This window comes from Chloroflexota bacterium, assembly GCA_016875535.1.
Classification (GTDB): Bacteria; Chloroflexota; Dehalococcoidia; order SHYB01; family SHYB01; genus VGPF01.
Map to the genome: position 1 here is coordinate 14,039 of VGPF01000026.1, position 21,875 is coordinate 35,913.

The 21,875-nt window shown below is 64.4% G+C and carries 15 protein-coding genes; 6 read left to right on the forward strand and 9 right to left on the reverse strand.

Translation table 11 applies throughout. From position 1 onward, the window contains the following. Positions 1-39 precede the first annotated feature (39 nt). The 7 genes from FJ039_08240 to FJ039_08270 form a co-directional block, all read right to left on the reverse strand. Positions 40-669 (reverse strand): nucleotidyltransferase family protein, encoded by a 630-nt coding sequence (locus tag FJ039_08240; protein ID MBM4406153.1) that lies wholly within the window; start codon positions 667-669, stop codon positions 40-42. Beyond that, positions 666-1,811: an XdhC family protein gene (locus tag FJ039_08245; GenBank protein ID MBM4406154.1), complete on the reverse strand. Its 1,146-nt coding sequence runs from the start codon at positions 1,809-1,811 to the stop codon at positions 666-668. Before FJ039_08245 ends, FJ039_08240 begins: the two co-directional genes overlap by 4 nt. Before the next feature lie 122 nt (positions 1,812-1,933). Continuing rightward, the gene (locus FJ039_08250) at positions 1,934-2,443 is read right to left on the reverse strand and encodes a hypothetical protein (GenBank protein ID MBM4406155.1); all 510 of its coding nucleotides are present in this window, start codon (positions 2,441-2,443) and stop codon (positions 1,934-1,936) included. Positions 2,444-2,506: 63 nt separating this feature from the next. Then, positions 2,507-3,193, reverse strand: coding sequence for an HAD family hydrolase (locus tag FJ039_08255; GenBank protein ID MBM4406156.1), 687 nt, complete (start codon positions 3,191-3,193; stop codon positions 2,507-2,509). 8 nt (positions 3,194-3,201) lie between these two features. Next, positions 3,202-3,855, reverse strand: coding sequence for a DUF998 domain-containing protein (locus tag FJ039_08260; protein ID MBM4406157.1), 654 nt, complete (start codon positions 3,853-3,855; stop codon positions 3,202-3,204). 37 nt (positions 3,856-3,892) lie between these two features. Next, positions 3,893-5,122: an MFS transporter gene (locus tag FJ039_08265; GenBank protein MBM4406158.1), complete on the reverse strand. Its 1,230-nt coding sequence runs from the start codon at positions 5,120-5,122 to the stop codon at positions 3,893-3,895. A 68-nt stretch (positions 5,123-5,190) separates the two neighbouring features. Beyond that, positions 5,191-5,901: a DUF998 domain-containing protein gene (locus tag FJ039_08270; GenBank protein MBM4406159.1), complete on the reverse strand. Its 711-nt coding sequence runs from the start codon at positions 5,899-5,901 to the stop codon at positions 5,191-5,193. Positions 5,902-6,026: 125 nt separating this feature from the next. On the opposite strand from FJ039_08270, the gene FJ039_08275 reads away from it, so the two are divergent. The 6 genes from FJ039_08275 to FJ039_08300 all read left to right on the forward strand — a co-directional run bounded on the left by FJ039_08275 (position 6,027) and on the right by FJ039_08300 (position 18,545). Continuing rightward, positions 6,027-7,712, forward strand: a complete 1,686-nt coding sequence (locus FJ039_08275; GenBank protein ID MBM4406160.1) for a gamma-glutamyltransferase family protein — start codon at positions 6,027-6,029, stop codon at positions 7,710-7,712. Between the two features lie 59 nt (positions 7,713-7,771). Continuing rightward, positions 7,772-7,993: a DUF2892 domain-containing protein gene (locus tag FJ039_08280; GenBank protein MBM4406161.1), complete on the forward strand. Its 222-nt coding sequence runs from the start codon at positions 7,772-7,774 to the stop codon at positions 7,991-7,993. A gap of 87 nt (positions 7,994-8,080) precedes the next feature. Further along, positions 8,081-8,767 (forward strand): DNA/RNA nuclease SfsA, encoded by a 687-nt coding sequence (gene sfsA / locus FJ039_08285; protein ID MBM4406162.1) that lies wholly within the window; start codon positions 8,081-8,083, stop codon positions 8,765-8,767. Between the two features lie 286 nt (positions 8,768-9,053). After that, a complete protein-coding gene (locus FJ039_08290; GenBank protein ID MBM4406163.1) occupies positions 9,054-12,869 on the forward strand; it encodes a DNA-directed RNA polymerase subunit beta in 3,816 nt (1,271 codons plus the stop codon). Positions 12,870-12,887: 18 nt separating this feature from the next. Beyond that, on the forward strand, positions 12,888-17,396 hold the full coding sequence (gene rpoC, locus FJ039_08295; GenBank protein MBM4406164.1) for a DNA-directed RNA polymerase subunit beta': 4,509 nt from the start codon (positions 12,888-12,890) through the stop codon (positions 17,394-17,396). Positions 17,397-17,458: 62 nt separating this feature from the next. Continuing rightward, positions 17,459-18,545 (forward strand): peptide chain release factor 2 gene (locus FJ039_08300; protein MBM4406165.1). Its coding sequence is split into 2 segments (ribosomal slippage): positions 17,459-17,497 and positions 17,499-18,545, totalling 1,086 coding nucleotides; the frame shifts between segments, so codons are not numbered across the junction. A gap of 350 nt (positions 18,546-18,895) precedes the next feature. On the opposite strand, the gene FJ039_08305 is transcribed toward FJ039_08300, so the two are convergent. Then, on the reverse strand, positions 18,896-20,035 hold the full coding sequence (locus FJ039_08305; protein MBM4406166.1) for an inositol-3-phosphate synthase: 1,140 nt from the start codon (positions 20,033-20,035) through the stop codon (positions 18,896-18,898). An 829-nt stretch (positions 20,036-20,864) separates the two neighbouring features. Next, entirely contained in the window at positions 20,865-21,608 is a 744-nt protein-coding gene (locus tag FJ039_08310; GenBank protein ID MBM4406167.1) for a GNAT family N-acetyltransferase, read from the reverse strand. Positions 21,609-21,875: the final 267 nt, after the last annotated feature.

The following is a 21,875-nucleotide window of genomic DNA, read 5'->3' on the forward strand; positions in this document are numbered from 1 at the left end:
GGAAGAGGGTGCGGGCGCGCCAGCCGATTATACCAGCCGCTACGCCTTCTGCCCGAACTGCTTGAGGGCCTGCTGGTAGTCTTCCGGCGTGTTCAGGTTCGTCAGAACGGCGGGCGTATCGAACTCCACGGCGCGCAGGCCGTCCCTGTGCCGCTCGATGACCTCGCGCACGCCCTGCTTCTCCTCCGTCATTTGGCCCAGCTCCTGCGCCAGCGAGGCGTCGAAGACCGGCGGGTGGCCGTGCTTGCCTTGGTAGGCAGGCACAGTGATGAGGTTCTTGCCCTGGACGTGGGCATCGAAGAGCCGTTGATAGACGGCGGCTGGGCGCGGCTGGTCCACCGCCAGGATGACGATGTCCGTGGCCTCTTCCGAGACATTCTCCACGCCGATCTTGATGGAAGTGGTCTTGCCATAGCGGTAGTTGGGGTTCAGCGCCAGCTTCGCGCGTCCGCCCGGGTTTACCTGCTTGAGGATGGCGGCGAACTCGCCTGCCTTGAAGCCCAGGACAACCACGATCTCCTGGGCCGTCGTCGCCAGCAGCTGCTCCACCTGGTAGCGCAGCAGCGGCACGCCCTGCCACAGGAGCGACTGCTTTGGCTGGGCCATCCGCGACGACTCCCCCGCGGCGAGGAGGACAACGGAGATGCGGGCGGCCGGTGCGGTGGTCACGAGCGCGCCACGACCTTCGCCTTCGCGACCTTCGCAGCAAGCTGCTTCGCCTGGTCAACCACCTTGCCGTCCATCGTCATCGCCCGCGCGTCCCGCTGGTGCTTCACGGAGAGGATCTCCGCCATGATGCTCACGGCGATCTCTTCGGGCGAGCGCCCGCCCAGGTCCAGCCCCACGGGGGCGCGGATCTCGCGGATGCGCTCTTCCGGGATGCCTTCGCGCACCAGGTCGCGGAAGATAAGGATGGCCTTGCGCTTGCTGCCCAGCAGGCCCACATAGCCCGCGCGGGACTTTGCCGCTTCGATGAGCGCCAGGTCGTCCAGCTTGTGGCCGCGCGTGGCGACGATGACATAGCAGTTGGGGGTCATCTTCAGCTCGCGGAGGCCCGTATCGAAGTCGTCCACCACGATCCTGTCGGCCTCCGGGAAGCGTTCCGTGTTGGCGAACTGCGGGCGGTCGTCCACGATGATGACGCGGAAGCCCAGGAAGCGCGCCACGGTGTAGACGGCCTTGCCGACGTGCCCGCCGCCCGCGATGACGACCGTGGGCGGCGTGGTGAAGGCCTCCACGTAGGCCCGTGCGCCGTCCTCCGTCTCGACCCACTGCTCGCGCCCCTTGGGCATGAGGGTCAGCGCCGTCTCCATGGCGCGCCGGTCCAGCGCGGCGCTGCCCAGGGTGCCGATGGTTGAGCCGTCGGCCCGGATGAAGAGCTTGGCCCCGATGGGGCCGGTGGACTTGCTCGCCTCAGCGAGCGTCGCCATGGCGCGGTCGCCCTTGCCATCATAGGCGTCCAGGATCTCCTGCATCAGCGGCCGCAGGGCAGGCTGATCGAAGACCGGGTCCACCATGATATCCATGTTGCCGCCGCAGACCAGGCCGTCGCGGGAGGCGATGTCTTCGTTCAGCAGGAAGCGCTTGACCTGCGCCCCCTTGCGCTCGGCCAGGACGTTCTTGGCCTCCGCCCAGACCTCCGCCTCCACACAGCCGCCGCCCAGGGTGCCGACGGCCGTCCCGTCCTTGCGGACAAGGAGCTTGGCCCCGGGCTTTTGCGGCGTCGAGCCCTTGGTGCGCACGACGGTTGCCAGGATGAAGTGCTCCCCTTTGGCGAGGAGCTTATGGGCTTCTGCAAAGATGGACTGCATGGGACGATAATAGCAAATCTGGGGTCAAATCCAGTATACCGCAGTCCGATTGCCAAAAAGTACAGGAGGAGGCGCGATTATCGCGCCTCCTCCTGTTGGTCTTCATCAATGTGCCAGATGGATTAGTCGAGTGAGTACCCGCCATCTTTCAGGAAATCCTTGATGTTGTCTGCAAGCATGCTAAAGCCCTTCATGGAGCCGAAGACTGCTGCGCCGTCGGTATTATCTGACTCCCAATATTTTGCTGAGGCCATATCAGGAAGATTGGCTTTCTTTGCCGCTTTGGACGAATTATCGAGCATTTCCTTGATCTTCTTGGTCGTTGGTTCGACGCGATTCTTCTCGCAAACTTTCCAGATGAACAAGGCGACAGCGTGGAGGCTGAACACGCCAGGTGTCCTAAGAAGAACGTAGTTGCCAGATTTATCTTCTTCAAACGCCTCAGGTATTGCTTGTCGCCAAGCATCCCAGTAATCCCGAATCTGATCTGCGATCTTTTTGGAGCTCCAGTCTTCATATGGAAAGGCAGTCAGTATTGGTTTAAGTGATGTTGAAAAGGACAGTTCCCTGATCGTGTGGTTGGCTTCTTTCTTCTCGTTAGGAGCCTGAATGCGTTTACGGAAAGGTGTCACGATCCCAATAGCAGCATATTCGGAACTCGCAGAGGTTATCGTAGCGCTGGGCGAAGCCGCATCCTAAAACCATCCCTCCGCCTCTACCAGCGCCTTCACCGTCAGGTGCGGCTTCACCCTGCCCTTGTTCGCCTCGTTCTTCCGCCGCACCCACACCGTCGCCAGGCCCACTTCCAGCCCGGGCGCGATATCGTTCCGCAGGCTATCGCCCACGATGGACACGTTCGCCGGCGCCACGCCCAGCTTCCCCAGCGCCCTATCGAAGTAGGCGCGCCTGCCCTTGCCTACGCCCAGCGTCTCCTCATCGAACGTCATTGCGAAGAGCCGCCTCCCCGCCTGCCGCTCGATGGCCTTGGCCTTCGTCTTCGCGTAGTCTCCGGTGGCGATGTGCAGCGTATAGCCCAGGCCGTGGAGCCGCCCAAGGAACGGCAGCGACTCTTCAAAAAGCGCCGTCGCGTGCCAGCACTCCTCCTGCGCCGCCTTGATGCGCCGCTGGAGCTCCCGCTTCGCGCCGCCCTTGCCCTTCGCCTTCACCCGCTCCAGCAGCAGCTCGAAGTGGAGGGAGAGGTTCTCATGGTCCTTCGGCGGGCGCTCCTTCACCACCAGCCGGTGGACGGCGCCCCACTGCTTCAGCACGTCGCTCCCGGAAAGGCCAAAAAAGCCCTCCAGGTTGCGCTCGTAGACCAGGTCCGAGTCGTTGAGCGTCCGGTCGAAGTCCAGGAAGATGTGCTGGAAGCCTTGGCGTTTCATTTGGGGCCTCAGGCCCCATTATACGGAGGCTGTCGGGCGCGGCGCTCGGCAAGGATCCAGAGAAAGATGGAGAGGACCTCTACCCACAGAAGGAGGACGGCGACAAAGAGCCGCTCCCAGAGACCGTTCCACTCGTGCTTGATGTTCAGCAGATAGAACAGGCCGAAGGTCGTGGCCGCCGCGAAAGCGCATCGGGAGAACCAGCCGAACTTGAAGTGCCCGCCCATGGTGTAGCGCGCCATCAGCATCGCCATCCCCGCTGCCGCCAGGGCCGCCCGCGCAGAGCTATCGTGCACCATGTCGCGCAGGTTCGGCGGCGCGTAGCTGAGGCCGGGGTTGGCCTCCAGCACGCCGACGAGCATCGTCGCCATGCCGTAGATGGCGAGGGGCCCCGCCAGCAAGAGCATCTTGCGCCCATCGCCTATGGCGGCGCCCAGGCCCCAGGCCAGCGCGATGAGCAGCAGGCCGTAAGTGATCGCCCCGGTGTTGAAGACCCAGCCGTAGCGCGCGTCCTGCCCGCCGAGCTGGCTCACGGCTTGGGCCGTGAAATCGAACTCCGGGTGCAGGAGATCGGCGGCGATGATGAGGAGCGCAAAGACGACGGGCCCCGCGATGCCGCCAAGGATGAAGTACCGCCGCCGCTTGCCAAGCACCTTTCCCACGGAGACCGTCCCCGCCTCTCTCTGCCGGGTGGCTTGCTCAGCCGGTGCGCAATCGCGGGTAGCGCCCGCCGATCACCACCGCCGCCAAGGTCACCAAGGCTCCCAAGATGATAAAGGTCGTCTGCAGGGAGACCGCCTTGGTGAGGGAGCCGGCGACGAGCGTCCCTAGAGGCGCAAGGCTGAAGTTCATGAAGTAGATGGAGAAGACGCGCCCGCGATACTGCTCGGAGACGTAGAGCTGGATAAGCACGTTGTTGTTCGTCAGCATCAGGGAGGCCAGGCCGCCCAAGGCCAACAGCATCGCCATAGCTCCGAAGAAGTTGCTGATGAGCCCAAGGAGGGCCAGGCAGACGCCATAGACCGCGACGAGGATGAGGAGCATGCGTCCCCGCTTCTGGATGCCGCTGGTGACGGTTGCGAAAAAGGCGCCCAGAACCGCGCCGATCCCCTCCGCCATCAAGAGCGAGCCGAGCTTCCTCGGGTTGTCCGAATCGAGCACCTCGCCCACGTAGGCGGGCATGAGCTGGAGGAAGCCCAAGCCCAGCAGGCCTGTGATGAAGGCGATGACCATGAGCGGCCAGAGGAAAGGGTCGCGCCGGATATAGGTGAGGCCGTCCGCGATGCTGCCCGTCAGGCTCTTGAGGACGCCGGTCTTGGAGGGCTCCGGGGCCTTTTGCCGGCGGCCGATCTGCGCCACCTGCGTCATAGCCAGGATGCAGCAGCCTGCCTGCAGCCAGAAGGTGCTCTCGGTCCCCAAAAAGCCGATGAGCACGCCGCCCATCGCCGGGCCAAGGACCCGCATGGCGTTCATGCTCAAAGAGTTCACCGTCACCGCGCTCGTTAGGTTCTCCGGCTCCACAAGGTCGTGCACCATGGCGTTGCGCGTCGGCCCGTTGACGGAGACGCTGACGCCCGTGGCGATGGCGGTCACATAGAGGTGCCAGAAGCGCACCGCGTTGGTCTCGACGAGGATGGCGAGGGTGATCGCCGTGATCGCCAAGCTCAGCTGCGTCGCCAGGACGACCTTCCGCCTGTCCAGGCGGTCCGAAAGGACGCCGCCGATGGGCGCGGCAAGGAACATCGCCGCGCCGGAGAAGAAGGAGACGAGCCCCAGTTGGAAGGCCGAGTGGGAGAGCTCGTAGATGAGCCAGCCGCGCCCCACCTGCTGGGTCCACTGGCCGAGCTGTGTGAGGATGTTGCTCGTCACCAGCAGGCGAAAGTCGCGCTGGCCGAATAAGGTGCGGATACGGCTGTGAGGGCGCTGCATCCCGGCGGGGCTGGCCGCAGGGCGAGGCCCGGAATGGCTTGACGTAGAACGGCTCCTTGCTCAGGAGTCTACGCCTGCCTGCGAAGACCGGTCAAACGTTCCCTCTGTTCCGCACGATGCATCGCCACAGCCAGCGCCTCCACCCACAGCACCGCCGTGCCGATGAATCCCCTCTGCCACAGGCCGATCTTCGATTTGACGGATTCCATCGAGAAGAGTATTCCGAAGACGACCATACTCACCACGGCGATGAGCGAAAAGAGGCGCAGCCGCCTCTTTCCCGCGAGGGCGTAGGCCGCGCCCGCCATCGCGATGATGGCAAGCACATAGGCCGCCCGCGCCGCCGCGATGTGGATGGCGTGCTCCGCGCCGTGGTCGCCGCCCGCCTCCAACACATCCACCTTGAACGCGCCGATGGCGATGTTTGCCGCGCCGTAGAGCGCCAGCGGCGCGGCAATGGCCAGACCTCTGCCGCGTGCAAGATAGCTGTTTCTCTTCTCTCCCTCGGTGGGAGAGAAGAAAAGAGAGGGGGAAACTTTTCCTGTCTCTCTGTAAGCGCCGTAGACGCCTGCCGCAAAGGCCGCTACCAGCGCGCCGTAGACCGCGATGCCGGTGTTAAAGACCCAGGCATGCCGCGCTTCGATGTCGCCAAGGTGGCTCAGCGTCACGCCGATGGAGCTATAGTCGCCCCTGGCGAGCGTAGCGGCGAAGACGAAGGCGACATAGAGAGGCGGCGCGATGAGCCCGCAGCGCAGGAGGCGTTTGCTGGAGAGGCGCATCGGCTGAGTATACAGGCCGGCGCCCCTTGCGCTAGACTGCCCTGCCACGGAGGCGCACAGTGACCACGGATAAGCGCATCGGCCTCTTTTACGGCGAACAGCAGGAGACGCGACGCCCCCAGGTCATGGGGCGCAAGGGCATCGTCGCCTCCGGCCACTACCTTGCCACGCAGGCCGGCATGCGCATCCTGCAATCGGGCGGCAACGCCACCGATGCAGGCGTCGCCGCCGGGCTCTGCCTCAACGTTCTTGTCCCCTATCTCACCAACCTCGGGGGTGTCGCGCCCATCATCCTCTATTCCGCCACGGATCGTCGCGTCACCACCGTCAGCGGACTGGGGCGCTGGCCCCGCGCCGCTTCCATCGAGGCGATGAAGGAGCGCGGCAGGGGCGAGATCCCCCTGGGGATATTGCGCTCCGTCACGCCCGCCGCCTTGGATGCTTGGGTCATGGCGCTCAGTCGCTATGGCACCATGAGCTTTGCCCAAGTCGCGGCCCCTGCGCTGGAGCTGGCGGAGAGCGGCTTTGGAGTGGACCGCTCCCTGGCGATGGCTTTGGCCATGCAGCACAAGTCGCGGGCCGCATGGACCACCACCTGGGCCGTCTTCGCGCCTAACGGCAGGACGCCGCTCCCCGGCGAGGTGCTGAAACAGCCCGACCTCGCCCGCTTGCTCAAGAGGCTCCTGCGCGCCGAGGCGGCAAGCAAGGCGAAGAACCGCGAGGGGCGTCTCCAGGCCGTCCGGGACGCCTTTTATAAGGGCGATATCGCCAAGACGATGGCCGATTTCGCTAAGCGCCAAGGCGGCTTCCTCACGCGCGACGACCTAGCCGATTTCGCCGTCCGCGAAGAGCCGCCATGCTCCGTTGACTACAAGGGCTATCGCGTCTTTGCCTGCGGCCCCTGGTGCCAGGGCCCTGCCGTCCCGCAGACGCTGAAGCTCCTGGAAGGCATTCCTCTAGCCAAGATGGGCCACAACAGCGCCGCCTACCTCCATCACCTTGCCGAGGCGATAAAGCTCACCTACGCCGACCGGGAGCGCTACTACGGCGACCCGGACTTCGTGAAGGTGCCGATGGCTGTCCTGCTCAGCGATGCCTATGCCAAGGAGCGCCGCAAGGCCATCAACGCCGTGCGCGCCTGGCCGGAGATGCCGCCTCCCGGCGAGGTGAGCGGCTACGGCGCGCGGGCGCGGCCCAAGCCCGCCGCGGCTCCCAAGGAGCCGAAGGGCGATACCAGCTACGTCTGCGCCATAGACAAGGACGGCAACGGCTTCTCCGCCACGCCCAGCGATTTCATCGGCGATGTGCCTATCGTCCCCGGACTCGGCATCGTCATCTCCGGCCGGGGCAACCAGAGCTGGCTCGACCCGGCGCACGCCGGATCGCTCCAGCCGTGGAAGCGCCCAAGGCTCACGCCCAACCCCGGCCTGGTCCTGCGCGATGGCGCGCTCTTCATGACCTTCGGCACCCCCGGCGGCGATCAACAGCCCCAGGGCATGGTGCAGGCCTTCCTGAACATCGTCGAGTTCGGCATGACGCCCCAGGCCGCTGTGGAGGCGCCCCGCGCGGGCAGCTGGAGCTTCCCCAACTCCTTCTGGCCCCACGAATACCTGCCGGGACGCCTGAGCCTGGAAGGGCGCATCCCGCAGGAGACCCGGCGCGCCCTTGCGGCGATGGGGCATGACGTCGAGACCCTTCGCGATTTCGCCCCCGGCTTTGGCCACGTCTGCGCCATCGTGCGCGATGCCGAGCGCGGCCTCCTCCACGGCGCGGCCGATTCACGCTTCCTTTTCACCGCGGCGGCGTGGTAAAAAGAGCGTCGTCTGCGGTACCATAGCTCGCGGCAACGCTCACCGCATCGTCAACTCATATGATTGAAAACACTTGCAGGATAGATAGGCTCTTGCGGATCCTCCTCGGGGCGCTCCTGCTGCTCCTCAGCTATGTCGTCCTCGATGGGGTTGATGCGCTCATCGTCGGCCTCGTAGCCATCTACCCCATCGTCACCGGCATCCTGGGCTTCTGCTGGATCTACGCCCGCTTCGGCGTCCGCCGCTGCCCTATCCACCGGGTGGAGCACCCGCGTAAATAGCTTGGCCTCTCCACCGCAATCGCTCGTCTTGCCGTTCAGTGATTGCAGGGTGTTCAGTGCATTTGCCATATCCGGTACGCTCTCCCCATGCTCCTTCCACCGCTGATTCCCGGCCTCTTCCTTGAACGTCCCAACCGCTTCATCGCCATCGTTGATGCGCAGGGCGAGCGATTGCGCGTCCACGTGGCCGATACTGGGCGCATGCGCGAGCTGCTGGTGCCGGGGCGCACCGTCTATATCGCCGGCAAGGCGGGAGGGATGCGCAAGACGGCCTACGACCTCCAGCTTGTCCGCATGCCCCAAAGCCTCGTCTCCTGCGATTCGCGGCTCCCCCGCGCCCTCTTCGCTGAGGCCCTTGCCGCAGGGCGGTTGCCTCCCTTCGCCGCCTACCGCACCCTCCGGCCGGAGGTCGCCTACGGCCACAGCCGCCTGGACGCCATGCTCACCGGGCCGAGCGGGCGCTGCTACGTGGAGCTGAAATCGGCCACCCTTGTGGTGAGGGGCAAAGCCATCTTTCCGGACGCCCCCACAGAGCGCGGGCGGCGTCATGTGGAGACGCTTATCCAGGCCAAGCGCGAGGGGCACCAGGCCGCCGCCGTCTTCATCGTCCAGCGCTCGGACGCGACAAGCTTCGGCCCCAACGATGCCACCGACCCGGACTTTGGGCGCCTCCTTCGCAAAGCCCACAGAGCCGGGGTTCAGGTCCACGCCTTCGCCTGCGCCGTGACCATCAAGGAGATGAGGCTGGCAAAGAGTCTCCCGGTCCGCCTCTGACCCTGCAAGACGACTTTACAGAACACGTTTCCCTTCTGTTGGCGCCTCTCTTTCCGGCAACCCTGCTCCTTGCTCCCTGGACCTCTTGTTCCTTCTTCCTGTTGGCCTGGTTGACTTTCCTGGCCGCTGCCCATAGAATAGACGTTGCCCTTTTCCGCCCTACCGAAAGCACATGCCTTTCGTTATCTCTGAAACAGTTCGCCTCCGTGCCGCCTTTTCGCCCGCGACGGGCGTTTTTTGCTTTCTCAAGCAGTCGTAGTTTCCTAAGGAGCGTATTGCCATGACCATGACGGTCAGTCCGTCCCATGGAGACCCGTCCCTTGCGCGGCGTTCGTACGCCAAGATCCCAGAGGTCTTGGAAGTCCCGAACCTCATCCGCCTTCAGGTCCGCTCCTACGAGTGGCTTCTGAAGGAGGGCATCACGGAGCTCTTCGATGAGGTCTCCCCCATCGAAGACTTCACCGGTGGCCGCTACGCCCTTCGCTTCCTGAAGCACGAGTTCCGGGAGCCGAAGTACACCATTGACGAGTGCAAGGAGCGCGATAAGACCTTCGCGGCCCCGCTCTACGCCTATGTTGAGCTGGAGAAGAAGGCCGGCGAAGGCAAAGGTGAAGTGACCCAGAACTGGGTCTTCATGGGCGATCTGCCCATCATGACGGAGCAGGGCACCTTCATCATCAACGGCGCCGAGCGCGTCGTGGTCAGCCAGCTGGTGCGCTCGCCCGGCGTCTACTTCATGCTGGAAGAGGACCCCGCCACGGGCCGCCGCCTCTGCTCCGCCAAGCTCATCCCCAACCGCGGCGCCTGGCTCGAGTTCGAGACGAGCAACAAGAGCATCATCTCCGTCAAGGTGGACCGCAAGCGCAAGATTCCCGTCACCACCTTCTTGCGCTCCCTTGGCTACGGCACCGATGAGAAGCTCCTGGAGCTCTTCAAGGACGTGGATAAGGACTCGGAGCACCCCTATATCAAGACCACCCTGGAAAAAGAGCCCGGCGTCCGCAACCAGGATGAGGCGCTCATAGACCTCTACCGCAAGCTCCGCCCCGGCGAGCCGCCCAGCCTGGACAACGCTAGGAATCTCCTCAACACCCTCTTCTTCAACTACCGCCGCTACGATCTCGGCAGCGTCGGCCGCTACAAGGTCAATCAGCGCCTGGGCCTGGACAAGGGCAAGAAGAGCCAGCCCACCAAGGAGACCCGCGTCCTCTCCAATGACGACCTGGTGCTCATCATCAAGAAGATGATCGCCATCAACAACGGCCAGGACCGCGGCGACGATATTGACCACCTGGGCAACCGCCGCATCCGGGCCGTGGGCGAGCTGACCCAGAACCAGACCCGCATCGGCCTCCTCCGCATGGAGCGCGTGGTCAAGGAGCGCATGACGCTCATTGATCCCACCCAGGCCACGCCCCAGGCCCTTATCAACATCCGCCCCATCGTGGCGGTTATCAAAGAGTTCTTCGGCGGCTCCCAGCTCTCCCAGTTCATGGACCAGACCAACCCCCTGGCCGAGCTGACCCACAAGCGCCGCCTCTCCGCCCTCGGCCCCGGCGGCCTCTCCCGCGAGCGCGCCGGCTTCGACGTCCGCGACGTCCACCACTCCCACTACGGCCGCATCTGCCCCATCGAGACGCCGGAAGGCCCCAACATCGGCCTCCTGGGCTCCCTGGCCACCTACGCCATCGTGAACGACTACGGCTTCATCGAGACGCCCTACCGCCGTATCTTCAAGGGGGCCCCGGCCAAGGCGGATGAGCTCACCGGCCGCACCGCCCGCGAGACCGTCGAAGGGGCCGATGGCAAGCCCATCGTCCGCTCCGGCGAGGTCATCACGGAGGAGAAGGCGGAGAAGATCGCCAAGCTCAAGCTCAAGAGCGTCAAGGTTAAGCCCTACGCCTCTCCCGGCTTCGAATACCTCTCCGCCGATAAGGAGGAGGGTTTCACCATCGCCCAGGCCAACGCCGCCCTGGACGAGAAGTACCAGCTCCTGGATGAGAAGATCGAGGTCCGCCGCGGCCGCGATTTCACCCTGGAGAGTCCGGAAAACATTGACTTCATGGACGTCTCACCCAAGCAGATCGTGAGCGTCTCCACCTCCCTCATCCCCTTTCTGGAGCATGACGACGCGAACCGCGCCTTGATGGGCGCCAACATGCAGCGCCAGGCCGTGCCTCTCCTGCGCCCCACGGCGCCGGTGGTCGGCACCGGCATGGAGGCCCGCGTCGCCCGCGATAGCGGCCAGGTCGTCCTTTCCAGGGGCGATGGCGTCGTCGTGACGGTCAGCTCCCAGGAGATCGTCGTCCGGGACGCCCAGGGAGCCGAAGAGAAATACCGCCTCATGAAGTTCGTCCGCAGCAACCAGGGCACCTGCATGAACCAGCGCCCCATCGTCCGCCTGGGCGAAGTGGTCAAGAAGGGCCAGCCCCTGGCCGATAGCTCCTCCACGGACAAGGGCGAGCTGGCCCTGGGCCAGAACGTCCTCTGCGCCTTCATGAGCTTCGAGGGCCTGAACTTCGAAGACGCCATCGTCCTCAGCGAGCGCATGACGAAGGAAGACCTCTTCACCTCCATCCACATCGAAAAGTACGAGGTGGAGTCCCGGGACACCAAGCTCGGCCCGGAGGAAATCACCCGCGATATCCCCAACGTCGGCGAAGAGAGCCTCCGCGACCTGGACGAAAAGGGCATCATTCGTATCGGCGCCCAGGTCGGCCCCGGCGATATCCTCGTCGGCAAAATCACCCCCAAGGGCGAAACCGAGCTGACGGCGGAAGAGAAGCTCCTCCGCGCCATCTTCGGCGAGAAGGCACGCGAGGTGAAGGACACCTCCCTCCGCGTCCCCCACGGCGAGCGCGGCAAAGTCATTGATGTCAAGGAGTTCTCCCAGGAGAATCATGACGAGCTCTCCCCCGGCGTCAATCGCCTGGTCCGCGTCTGGATCGCCCAGACCCGCAAGATCTCCGAGGGCGATAAGATGGCCGGCCGCCACGGCAACAAGGGCGTCATCTCCCGCATCCTCCCCACGGAGGACATGCCCTTCCTTCCGGACGGCACGCCCGTTGACGTTGTCCTCAACCCCATCGGCGTGCCCTCCCGCATGAACCTGGGCCAGGTGCTGGAGACGCACCTGGGCATGGCCGCCAAGACCATGCATCTCACCGTCAGCACCCCCGTCTTTGACGGCGCGGAAGACGCCATGATCGAAGACAGCCTGGGCCGCGCCTGGATCCTGGCCCAGAGCGGCGCCCTGAACGGCCCCGGCATTGACTACGCCCAGGCCAAAAAGTGGCTCAAAGAGCGCGGCGTTGACGGCGAAAAGGTCTTCGGCGAAGGCTCCCCCGGCTTTGCCACCCGCTCCTGCAACAAGATCTGGCTGGAAGAGGTCGCGGGCGTCAGCGCCAAGAACATGAGCGATGCCCAACTCTATTCGGAGATCCGCAAGGTCCACGCGGAGCGCCGCCTTGCGCCTCCCATCTTCGGCAAGGTCCAGCTCTACGATGGCAAGACGGGCCAGCCCTTCGATCAGCCCGTCACCGTCGGCAACATCTACATGATGAAGCTCATCCACTTGGTGGAAGACAAGATCCACGCCCGCTCCACCGGCCCCTACTCCCTTATCACCCAGCAGCCGCTGGGCGGCAAGGCCCAGTTCGGCGGCCAGCGCTTCGGCGAGATGGAGGTCTGGGCCCTGGAGGCCTATAGCGCCGCCTACAACCTCCAGGAGATGCTCACCGTCAAGTCGGACGATGTCGTCGGCCGCGTCAAGACCTATGAGGCCATCGTCAAAGGCGAGGACATCTCCCAGCCGGGCGTGCCCGAGTCCTTCCACGTCCTTCTCAAGGAGCTGCAGAGCCTCGGGCTGGCCGTGGAGCTGCTGAACGAGGAACAGGAGCGCATCAGCCTTCTGGACGAGCTGACCTCCGACGTCGCCGATGAAGAGACCGTCGAGGCTCCCGTTGAGAACCTCACCGCCGCCGAAGGCGATGCCGCCGAGACCGAGGGGGGCGAGGGCGAAGAGGAAACCACCAAGTCCAAGGCCAAGAAGGCCAAGGCTGCCGTTGAAGGCGATGAAGAGGACGACGAGGACGAGGAATAGCGAAAGGGGACATGAGCCATGCCGGAAACGAACGACTTCAATGCGATTCGCATCTCCCTGGCCTCCCCGGAGCAGATCCGGAACTGGTCCTACGGCGAGGTCACCAAGCCTGAGACCATCAACTACCGCACGCTGAAGCCCGAGAAAGACGGGCTCTTCTGCGAGCGCATCTTCGGTCCCACCAAGGACTTCGAATGCTACTGCGGCAAGTACAAGCGCGTTCGCTATAAGGGCATCATCTGCGACCGTTGCGGCGTGGAAGTGGCCCGTTCCAAGGTCCGGCGCGAGCGCATGGGCCACATCGAGCTGGCCGCCCCCGTGAGCCATATCTGGTTCGCCAAAGGCACGCCTACCCGGATCGGCCTCCTCCTGGACCTTTCGCCCAGGAGCCTTGAGCGCGTCCTCTACTTCGCCCAATATGTGGTCACGGCTGTGGACGAAGAGAAGCGCAAGAAGATCCTGGAGGGTCTGGAAGAAGAGCTGAAGGGCAAGAACCAGGACACCGGCAAGGACGTCCAGGACAAGATCGCAGAGACGGCTAAGGCCAACCAGAAGACCCTGGCCGAGCTGGAAGAGAAGCGCAAGGCCATCGAGAAGGAAGTGGACGCCGAGTTGAAGGCCGCCGAGAAGGAGATGGAGAAGACGGCCGGCGAAGTGAAGAAAGAGCTCCAAGCCACCATGGGCGAAAAGCCCGAGGCGGCCATCGAGTTCTACGGCAAGATGATCGCCGGCAAGTCCTCCAAAGTGGACGCCGATAACCTGGAAGTCCTGGCCAACCGCAAAGAGGCCAAGCTCGCCGAGCTCCGCAAGGAGTACGCGGGCATCAAGGAAGAGCGGACGGAGGATGTGGAGGCGCTCATCGAGGCCCACAAGGACAGCGCCACCCGCGAGTCCAACAAGATGCGCCGCGAGCTGGATGAGAAGCGCCGCCTGGCGGAAGACGAGCGTCAAGCCGCCCTGGGCGAGGTGGAAGAGATCCGCCCCCGCATGCTCCTCCCGGAGAACCGCTTCCGCGAGCTTCGCGATAAGTACGGCGACTTCTTCAAGGCCGCCATGGGCGCAGAGGCCGTCTTGGATCTCCTCACCGGGCTCGACCTGGAGAAGCTCAAGGAGTCCCTGGGCGGAGAGATCCACTCCACCTCAGGCCAGCGCCGCAAGAAGGCCACCAAGATGCTCCGCGTGGTGGAGTCCTTCCGCAAGAGCGGCAACGACCCCGCCTGGATGGTCCTCCGCGTCCTCCCCGTCCTCCCGCCCGATCTGCGCCCCATGGTGCAGCTGGACGGCGGACGCTTCGCCACCAGCGACCTGAACGACCTCTACCGCCGCACCATCAACCGCAACAACCGCCTCCGCCGCCTGCTGGAGCTCGGCGCGCCGGAGATCATCATCCGCAATGAGAAGCGCATGCTCCAAGAGGCCGTGGACGCCCTCATAGACAACGGCCGCCGCGGCCGCGCCATCGAAGGCAGCCACAACCACCGCCTCAAGTCCCTCTCCGATATGCTCCGCGGCAAGCAGGGCCGCTTCCGCCAGAACCTCCTGGGCAAGCGCGTGGATTACAGCGGCCGCTCCGTCATCGTCGTCGGCCCCGATCTCGCCCTCAACCAGTGCGGCCTTCCCAAGAAGATGGCCCTGGAGCTCTTCAAGCCCCTGGTGATGCACCGCCTGGTGGCCCTCGGCCTGGCCCACAATATCAAGAGCGCCAAGCGCATGGTGGAGCGCGTCCGGCCGGAGGTCTGGGACGTCCTGGAAGACGTCATCAAGAACCGCCCGGTGCTCCTGAACCGCGCTCCCACCCTGCACCGCCTGGGCATCCAGGCCTTCCAGCCCGTCCTGGTGGAAGGCAGCGCCATCCAGATCCATCCCCTGGTCTGCGCCGCCTTCAACGCCGACTTCGATGGCGACCAGATGGCCGTTCACGTCCCGCTCTCCCGCGCCGCCGTCATGGAGGCTAAGAAGCTGATGATGAGCACCAACAACATGCTCTCCCCCAGCTCCGGCGAGCCCGTGGTGGCCCCCACGCTGGACATGGTCCTGGGCTGCTTCTACCTCACCACCGTCCGCAAGGGCGCCAAGGGCGAAGGGCGCAAGTTCGCCGCCCCGGCCGATGCCCGCCTCATGTACGACCTGGGGGATATTGACCTCCAGGCGGAGATTCAGGTCCGGGGCCTCCAGGGCATCGAAGGCTACCTCAAGACCAGCGTCGGCCGCGTCATCTTCAACCAGACCATCCCGGCGGAAGCTAACCTGCCCTACCTCAACAAGGTCATGGACAAGCGCGAGCTCAAGGAGACCGTGGGCCTCTGCTACCAGGCCCTGGGCAATGCCAGCACCGCTGCCATGCTGGATGCCGTCAAGAAGCTCGGCTTCCGCTTCGCCACCCAGTCCGGCGCCACCATCGCCATCAACGACATCATCGTTCCCGATGTGAAAAAGAAGATCCTGGACGATGCGGATAAGGAAATCCTGGCCCTGGACAAGCAGTTCCAGCGCGGCCTGATCACCCAGGAAGAGCGCTACCGCGAAGCCGTGAAGATCTGGACCCGCGCCTCCGAGGACATGGAGAAGATCATCAAGGAGCGCATGCCCACCTACGGCTCCATCTACATGATGGCCACCTCCGGCGCCAAGGGCAACATCGCCCAGGTGAAGCAGATGGCCGGCATGCGCGGCCTCATGACCGACCCCCGAGGCCGCATCATCGAGCTGCCCATCAAGGCCAGCTTCCGCGAGGGCCTCTCCGTCCTCGAATACTTCATCTCCACCCACGGCGCGCGCAAGGGGTTGGCCGATACGGCTCTCCGCACCGCCGATTCCGGCTACCTCACCCGCCGCTTGATTGACGTCGCCCAAGACGTCATCGTCCTCGCCGGCGATTGCAGCACCATGGAGGGCGTCTGGATCACGGACCGCCCGGATAAGCCCCTCATGGGCAAGTTCGAAGATCGCATCGTCGGCCGCATGGCCGCCTCTGCCATCGCCAATCCCGTGACGGGCGAAGTGATGGTGGAGCGCAACCAAGAGATCACGGAGGCCGTTGCCAAGACCCTCGGCGCGGCCCTCAAGGAGTATCGCGCCAAGCAGCTCAAGGCCGCCAGGGTTCCGGAAGCGGAACTGGGCATCGCCGCCAGCTGGGTCGACTCCGTCAAGTACCTGGTGGACAAGAAGAACATGTCTGAAGAGGAAGCCAATAACGTCGTCGGCGTGGAGCATGCCCGCGTCTACGTCCGCTCGCCCCTCACCTGCGGCGCCAAGCGCGGCGTCTGCCAGCACTGCTACGGCCGCAGCCTTGCCCGAGGCCGCCTGGTGCAAGAGGGCGAGGCCGTCGGCATCATCGCCGCCCAGAGCATCGGCGAGCCCGGCACCCAGCTCACCATGCGCACCTTCCACACCGGCGGCGTGGCCGGCGTGGACATCACCAGCGGTCTCCCCCGCGTGGAAGAGCTCTTCGAGGCCCGCTCCCCCAAGGGTCAGGCCATCGTGGCCGAGATTGACGGGCGCGTGGAGGTCCAGGAGTCCGATGAGGGCCGCCGCATCTCCATCGTCCACACGGAGACCTACACGGACGAGTACGATATCCCCGCAGGCTTCAAGGCCGCCGTCACGGACGGCACCATGGTGGAGGTCGGCACCGTCCTTGCCGATAAGGGCAAGAAATCGGACGACCAGATCACCGCGCGCATCGCAGGCAAGGCCTCGGTCAAGGGCAAGAAGGTCTCCATCTCCTATGAGGAGAACGACGAGCGCCACTACGCCCTGCCCGCCGCCGCCCGTCTCATCGTGAAACCCGGCCAGAATGTCCGCGCCGGCGACCGCATCACGGAAGGCCCCGTCAACCCGCAAGACATCCTCCGCATCCTGGGCCGCGACCAGGTCCAGGAGTACATGGTGGAAGAGGTGCAGAAGGTCTACCGCGCCCAGGGCGTGACGATCAACGACAAGCACATCGAGATCATCGTCCGCCAGATGCTGCGCAAGGTCCGCGTGGACACCCCCGGCGATACGGAGCTTCTGCCCGGCCAGCTCCTGGACCGCTTCGCCTTCGAGGAGGTCAACGCCAAGATCGTCTCCGAAGGCGGCGAGCCTGCCACGGCCCAGCCCGTCCTTCTGGGCGTCACCAAGGCCTCCCTCAACACGGAGAGCTTCCTGGCCGCCGCCTCCTTCCAAGAGACCACCCGCATCCTAACCGAGGCCGCCGTCAGCGGCGCGGTTGACCACCTCCTTGGCCCCAAGGAGAACGTTATCATCGGCCGCCTCATCCCGGCACGTTCCCAGGAAGTCCAGGCCGAGCTGGCCAAGCCCAGCCCCGCCCTCTCCATGCTGGAAGGCAACCTCCAGCCCATCGGCGAAGGCCTGGATATGAGCCTGGGCAAGCTGGCTGAAGAGGCCGCCGGCGCAGGCGACGACGACCTGGACGACATTGATGACGACGAGGATGATGACGACGACCTGACGGACGAGGCGGATGGGCGGGTCTTTGACCCTGCCGAGGAGAAGAAGGACCGCATCTTCGATCCCGGCGAATAATCGCAGAAGGCACGGGCGGCCCCGGACCTCCGGGGCCGCCCTTTCTTTCCCCTATGAACGAACTGAAAGAGCAGATACGCCAGCTTCGCGAACGCATCCACGGCCACGTGGTGCGGCTTTGACCTGGCCGCCAAAGAGAAAGAGCTCCAGGAGCTAGAAAGTCGCTCCGCGGCCCCCGATTTCTGGTCCTCCCCTGAGCAGGCGCGCCTCCAGATGCGCCGCCTCGCCGACCTCCGGGAGACGGTCTCCACCTGGCGCAAGGTGGAGAAGGACTCCGCCTCCTTCGATGAGATGCTGGAGCTTGCCGAGGGCGATAAGTCCTTCCAGGTTAACCTGGAGCAGGAGGTCGCCCGCTTCGCTGATGCCCTCAACAAGCTGGAGGTCGAAGTCGCCTTCCAGGGGCCCTTCGATAACCGCAGCGCCATCGTCTCCTTCCACGCGGGCGCAGGCGGCACCGAGTCCCAGGACTGGGCTGAGATGCTGATGCGCATGATCCTCCGCTGGGCAGAGCGCCGCGGCTTCCAGACCACCATCCTGGACCTCAACGCCGGTGAAGAGGCCGGCATCAAGAGCGCCCAGATCGAAGTCAAGGGCAAGTACGCCTACGGCTACCTGAAATCGGAAAAGGGGACCCACCGCCTGGTGCGTCTCTCCCCTTTCGATGCCGACCACGCGCGGCATACCTCCTTCGCCCTGGTGGAGGTGATGCCGGAGGCGGAGGGCGATGTGGACGTGAAGGTGAACCCCAACGACCTCCGCATAGATATCTTCCACTCAGGCGGCAAGGGCGGGCAGAACGTCCAGAAGGTCGCCACGGCGGTGCGCATCGTCCATATCCCGACGGGCACCACCGTCAGCGTTCAGAACGAGCGCTCCCAGCGCCAGAACAAGGAGGCGGCCATGACCATCCTCATGTCCCGCCTCATGCAGCTGGAGCTCGCCAAGCGCGCCGAGGAGCAGGCCCAGATCAAGGGAGAGTACGTTCCCGCTGAGTTCGGCAACCGCATCCGCAGCTACGTCCTCCACCCCTATAAGCAGGTGAAGGACCACCGGACCGACTACGAGACCTCCAACGCCGAAGCCGTCCTGGACGGCGACCTGGACGGCTTCATGACGGCCTACCTCCGCTCCCGCATCGGCGCGTCATAGGCCCTTTGTGCGTGCCTTTTCTCCTGGTGTGCTGGCCTCAGGCCGCACCGGGGTGGGTGGCCTGGATTGCTCTTTGCGGGTGGCATTCGCCCTTGAGCCTTCGGGCTTGGCTGAGCCGCGCCCCTACCTGGAATGACGTTACCCTAGGCAACAGCCGATTCTCCTGGTAGGGGGTCGGCCTCAGGCCGCACCGGGGTGGGTGGCACTGGATTGCTCTTTGTGGGTGGCATTCGCCCTTGAGCCTTCGGGCTTGGCTGAGCCGCGCCCTACCTGGATATGTGTCTGAAAAAATTCAGGGCCACCGCATGCGGTGGCCCTGAAGAAACCGTCTCTGTCGGATGCCTTCGCCGCTACTTTTTCTTCTCCGGCACGCTCGCGCCGATCTTCCCGGCGATGTAGTCCTCCAGGTTCAGGCGCGCCACGCTGTCCGCGAACTGCCTGGGCGGCGACTTCATGAAGTAGGAGGAGGGCGCCTCCAGCGGCCCGCCGACGCCCCGGTCCAGGGCCAGTTTGGCGCAGCGGATCGCGTCTATCACCACGCCCGCCGAGTTGGGGCTGTCCCACACTTCCAGCTTCAGCTCCAGGTTCAGCGGCACGTTGCCGAAGCCGCGGCCCTCCATGCGGATATAGCACCACTTGCGGTCCTGGAGCCAGGGGATATGGTCGCTGGGGCCGATGTGGATGTTCTCGGCGGCCAGAGGCACTTCCAGCTGGGAGTTCACCGATTGCGTCTTGGAGATCTTCTTGGACTTCAGGCGCTCCCGCTCCAGCATGTTCAGGAAATCGGTGTTGCCGCCGAAGTTGAGCTGATAGGTGCGGTCCAGGTGGACGGCGCGATCGCGAAAGAGGCGCGTCAGCACCCGGTGCGTGATGGTGGCACCCACCTGGGACTTGATGTCGTCGCCGATGATGGGGACGCCCGCCTTCTTGAAGCGCTCGGCCCAGTGGCCGTGGTCGGAGGCGATGAAGACGGGGATGCAGTTGATGACGGCCGCCTTCGCCGCCAGGGCCTGCTCCATATACCACTTGGTGGCGACCTCGGAGCCTACCGGCAGGTAGTTGATGACGACGTCCGCCTTGGTCTCTCGGAGGACTTCGGCCACGTCCACCGTTGTCCCGGGGGCCTTCTGGACCACGTCCTCCAGGTATTTGCCGATGCCATCGTGTGTCATGCCGCGGAGGACCTTGACGCCGGTCTTGGGCACATCGGAGAACTTGATGGTGTTGTTGGGCTTGGCGTAGATGGCCTCGGCGATGTCCTTGCCGACCTTGTTCTTGTCCACATCGAAGGCGGCGACGAAGTTGATATCCGAGATGTGGTAGCCGCCGAGGACCGGGTGCATCAGGCCGGGGATATCTTCGTTCTCCGCCGCCTCATGGTAGTACTGGACGCCCTGGACCAGGGACGAGGCGCAGTTCCCCAGGCCGATGATGGCGACGTTGATCTTGCCTCCGGCCTTGCGGCCGTTGGACTTGCCAGCTGCGGGCATGGCTTCTCCTTTGCCCCATCGGGCCTCTGCGGCCTTCCGGGCGATCTCTTTGCGCTCCTCCGGCGAGAGGGCATCGGCGCGCGCCTTGCCGCCCTTGGAGGCGCCAAGGCCGGCCAGGTACTGGGCGTGGGGGTTCTTCTCAGTGGTCATGGGGGTGCTCTCGCCGGACAACCTACACATCATACCTAGCCGAGCATGCATCTGTCAATGCTTGCCAAGATGAGCAAGCATATCGGCGAGGATGCTTGCTGAAAGGCGGGTTCAGGGAGCAGGGAGCGGGGTTCTGGGAGGGAGATTCCCTGTGGGGCTGCCAGGTGCGCGGACGGTCCGTTCGGGTGTCTGCGGCACGCTTCTCTAAGCGCGCCGCGCGCCAGCCCGGAGGCTGGACGGCCCACGGATGCGCCGGCGACAGGTGTCAGCCGCGACAGCCCGCGTGTGGGCCTACGACGGGTGGCCGATTACACGGCCCGCACATCTTTTCCTTTCGAGGGGAGAAGAGGCGTCGTCCACGGGCCGTTGCCCTGGAGATGTGCAGATGGAGCGGTTCGTAGAGACTTATGCAGATCTCACCGGACCTCCGCCATGCGCACCGGCTATTCACTTTTCCGCGGCCCGCATCGAGACCGGCAGTAACGGCCCGCCAGGTTTTATCCCTGACGCGTTCAGGGTGTTTGTCCCGGCGGCCCGTGGACCGTCCGCGCCTTTTCGCAGGCCGAGGGGAGAGCGAACTCACCCCTCTACAATCAAGTATGCGAGTAATGTCAAGTAGTGTCTAGGATGGGTGAAGGAGCAAGGAGGGGGAATGCTTGCGCGGCTAGGCAGAGGCGGATTACTTTTTCCGGGCACGCGCCTTAATGGAGGCGAGGTCCTCTTGGAGGCTCGTGCGGTCGTACCGGCTTGGTATCTTCCGTCGCCTGAGGTGCTCCATCATCGCTCTGACGGAAAGACCGGCTAGCTCCGCAGCCCTTTCAAGGCTCACTTCAGAGGTTCGGTAGAGTTCTTCGGCATGCTTTGTGCGGACACGACGGTACTCATGCTCCAGAATGCTCATGAGAAGGTCGCTCTCCCATCTGCCTGAGACAAGGGCCGACTCCCGTTCAACGCCTTCGCGGACGAAGCCGCATTTCTCGAAGGACTTGATGGCGCGGAGGTTGTACGAGAGGGTTCTAAGGTCAACGCGGTGGAGGTTCAAGCCTTTGAAGGCGTGTTGGAGCACCAATCGGACGGCCTCCGTTCCGAAGCCACGACCCCAGTAGTTGGGGTTGAAGATGCCGATGGCCAACCGGGCCCGTCGGTTCGGAGCATCCAGGCTGTGCAGCCTGACGTGGCCGATGCACCGGCTGTCCGCCTCGATCATCCATGAGAGGGAGTCTCTTCTGGTGGCAGCATACCATCGGTTAACCTCCTGCTTGAACGGCGGGAGGTCGTCTGGGTTGTTGCCGTACAGACGAACAAGCTCGGGGTTCCGGCCGCAGGCAAGCCAGTCTGTCTTATCGCTTGGGCGAGGCGGCCTGAGGAGAACATTGAGAACCCTAAGGGTGGGACGCTTTCTGATTCGGGGGAGCGCTGACATGCTTGCAGTTCGGATAGGCTACAGGGGCTTTCTTGCGACGATGATGAGGCGCGGAGCGCGGAGGGTGAGGGGGATGCCATCGAAGCTGCCGTAGACGGCTTCCACCTGGAGACCGCAATCGGCGAGCATGCGCAGGCGCTTTCTGGCGGTGTAGAGCCTGAGGGAGTAGCGGTGGGTCCTTTGGGAGCCGTCCGGGTCTATGAGGGTGAGGCGCAGGTTATCGCGGCTGGTGATGAGGTCAATGGCGTGCTCTTCCAGGGAGACGAC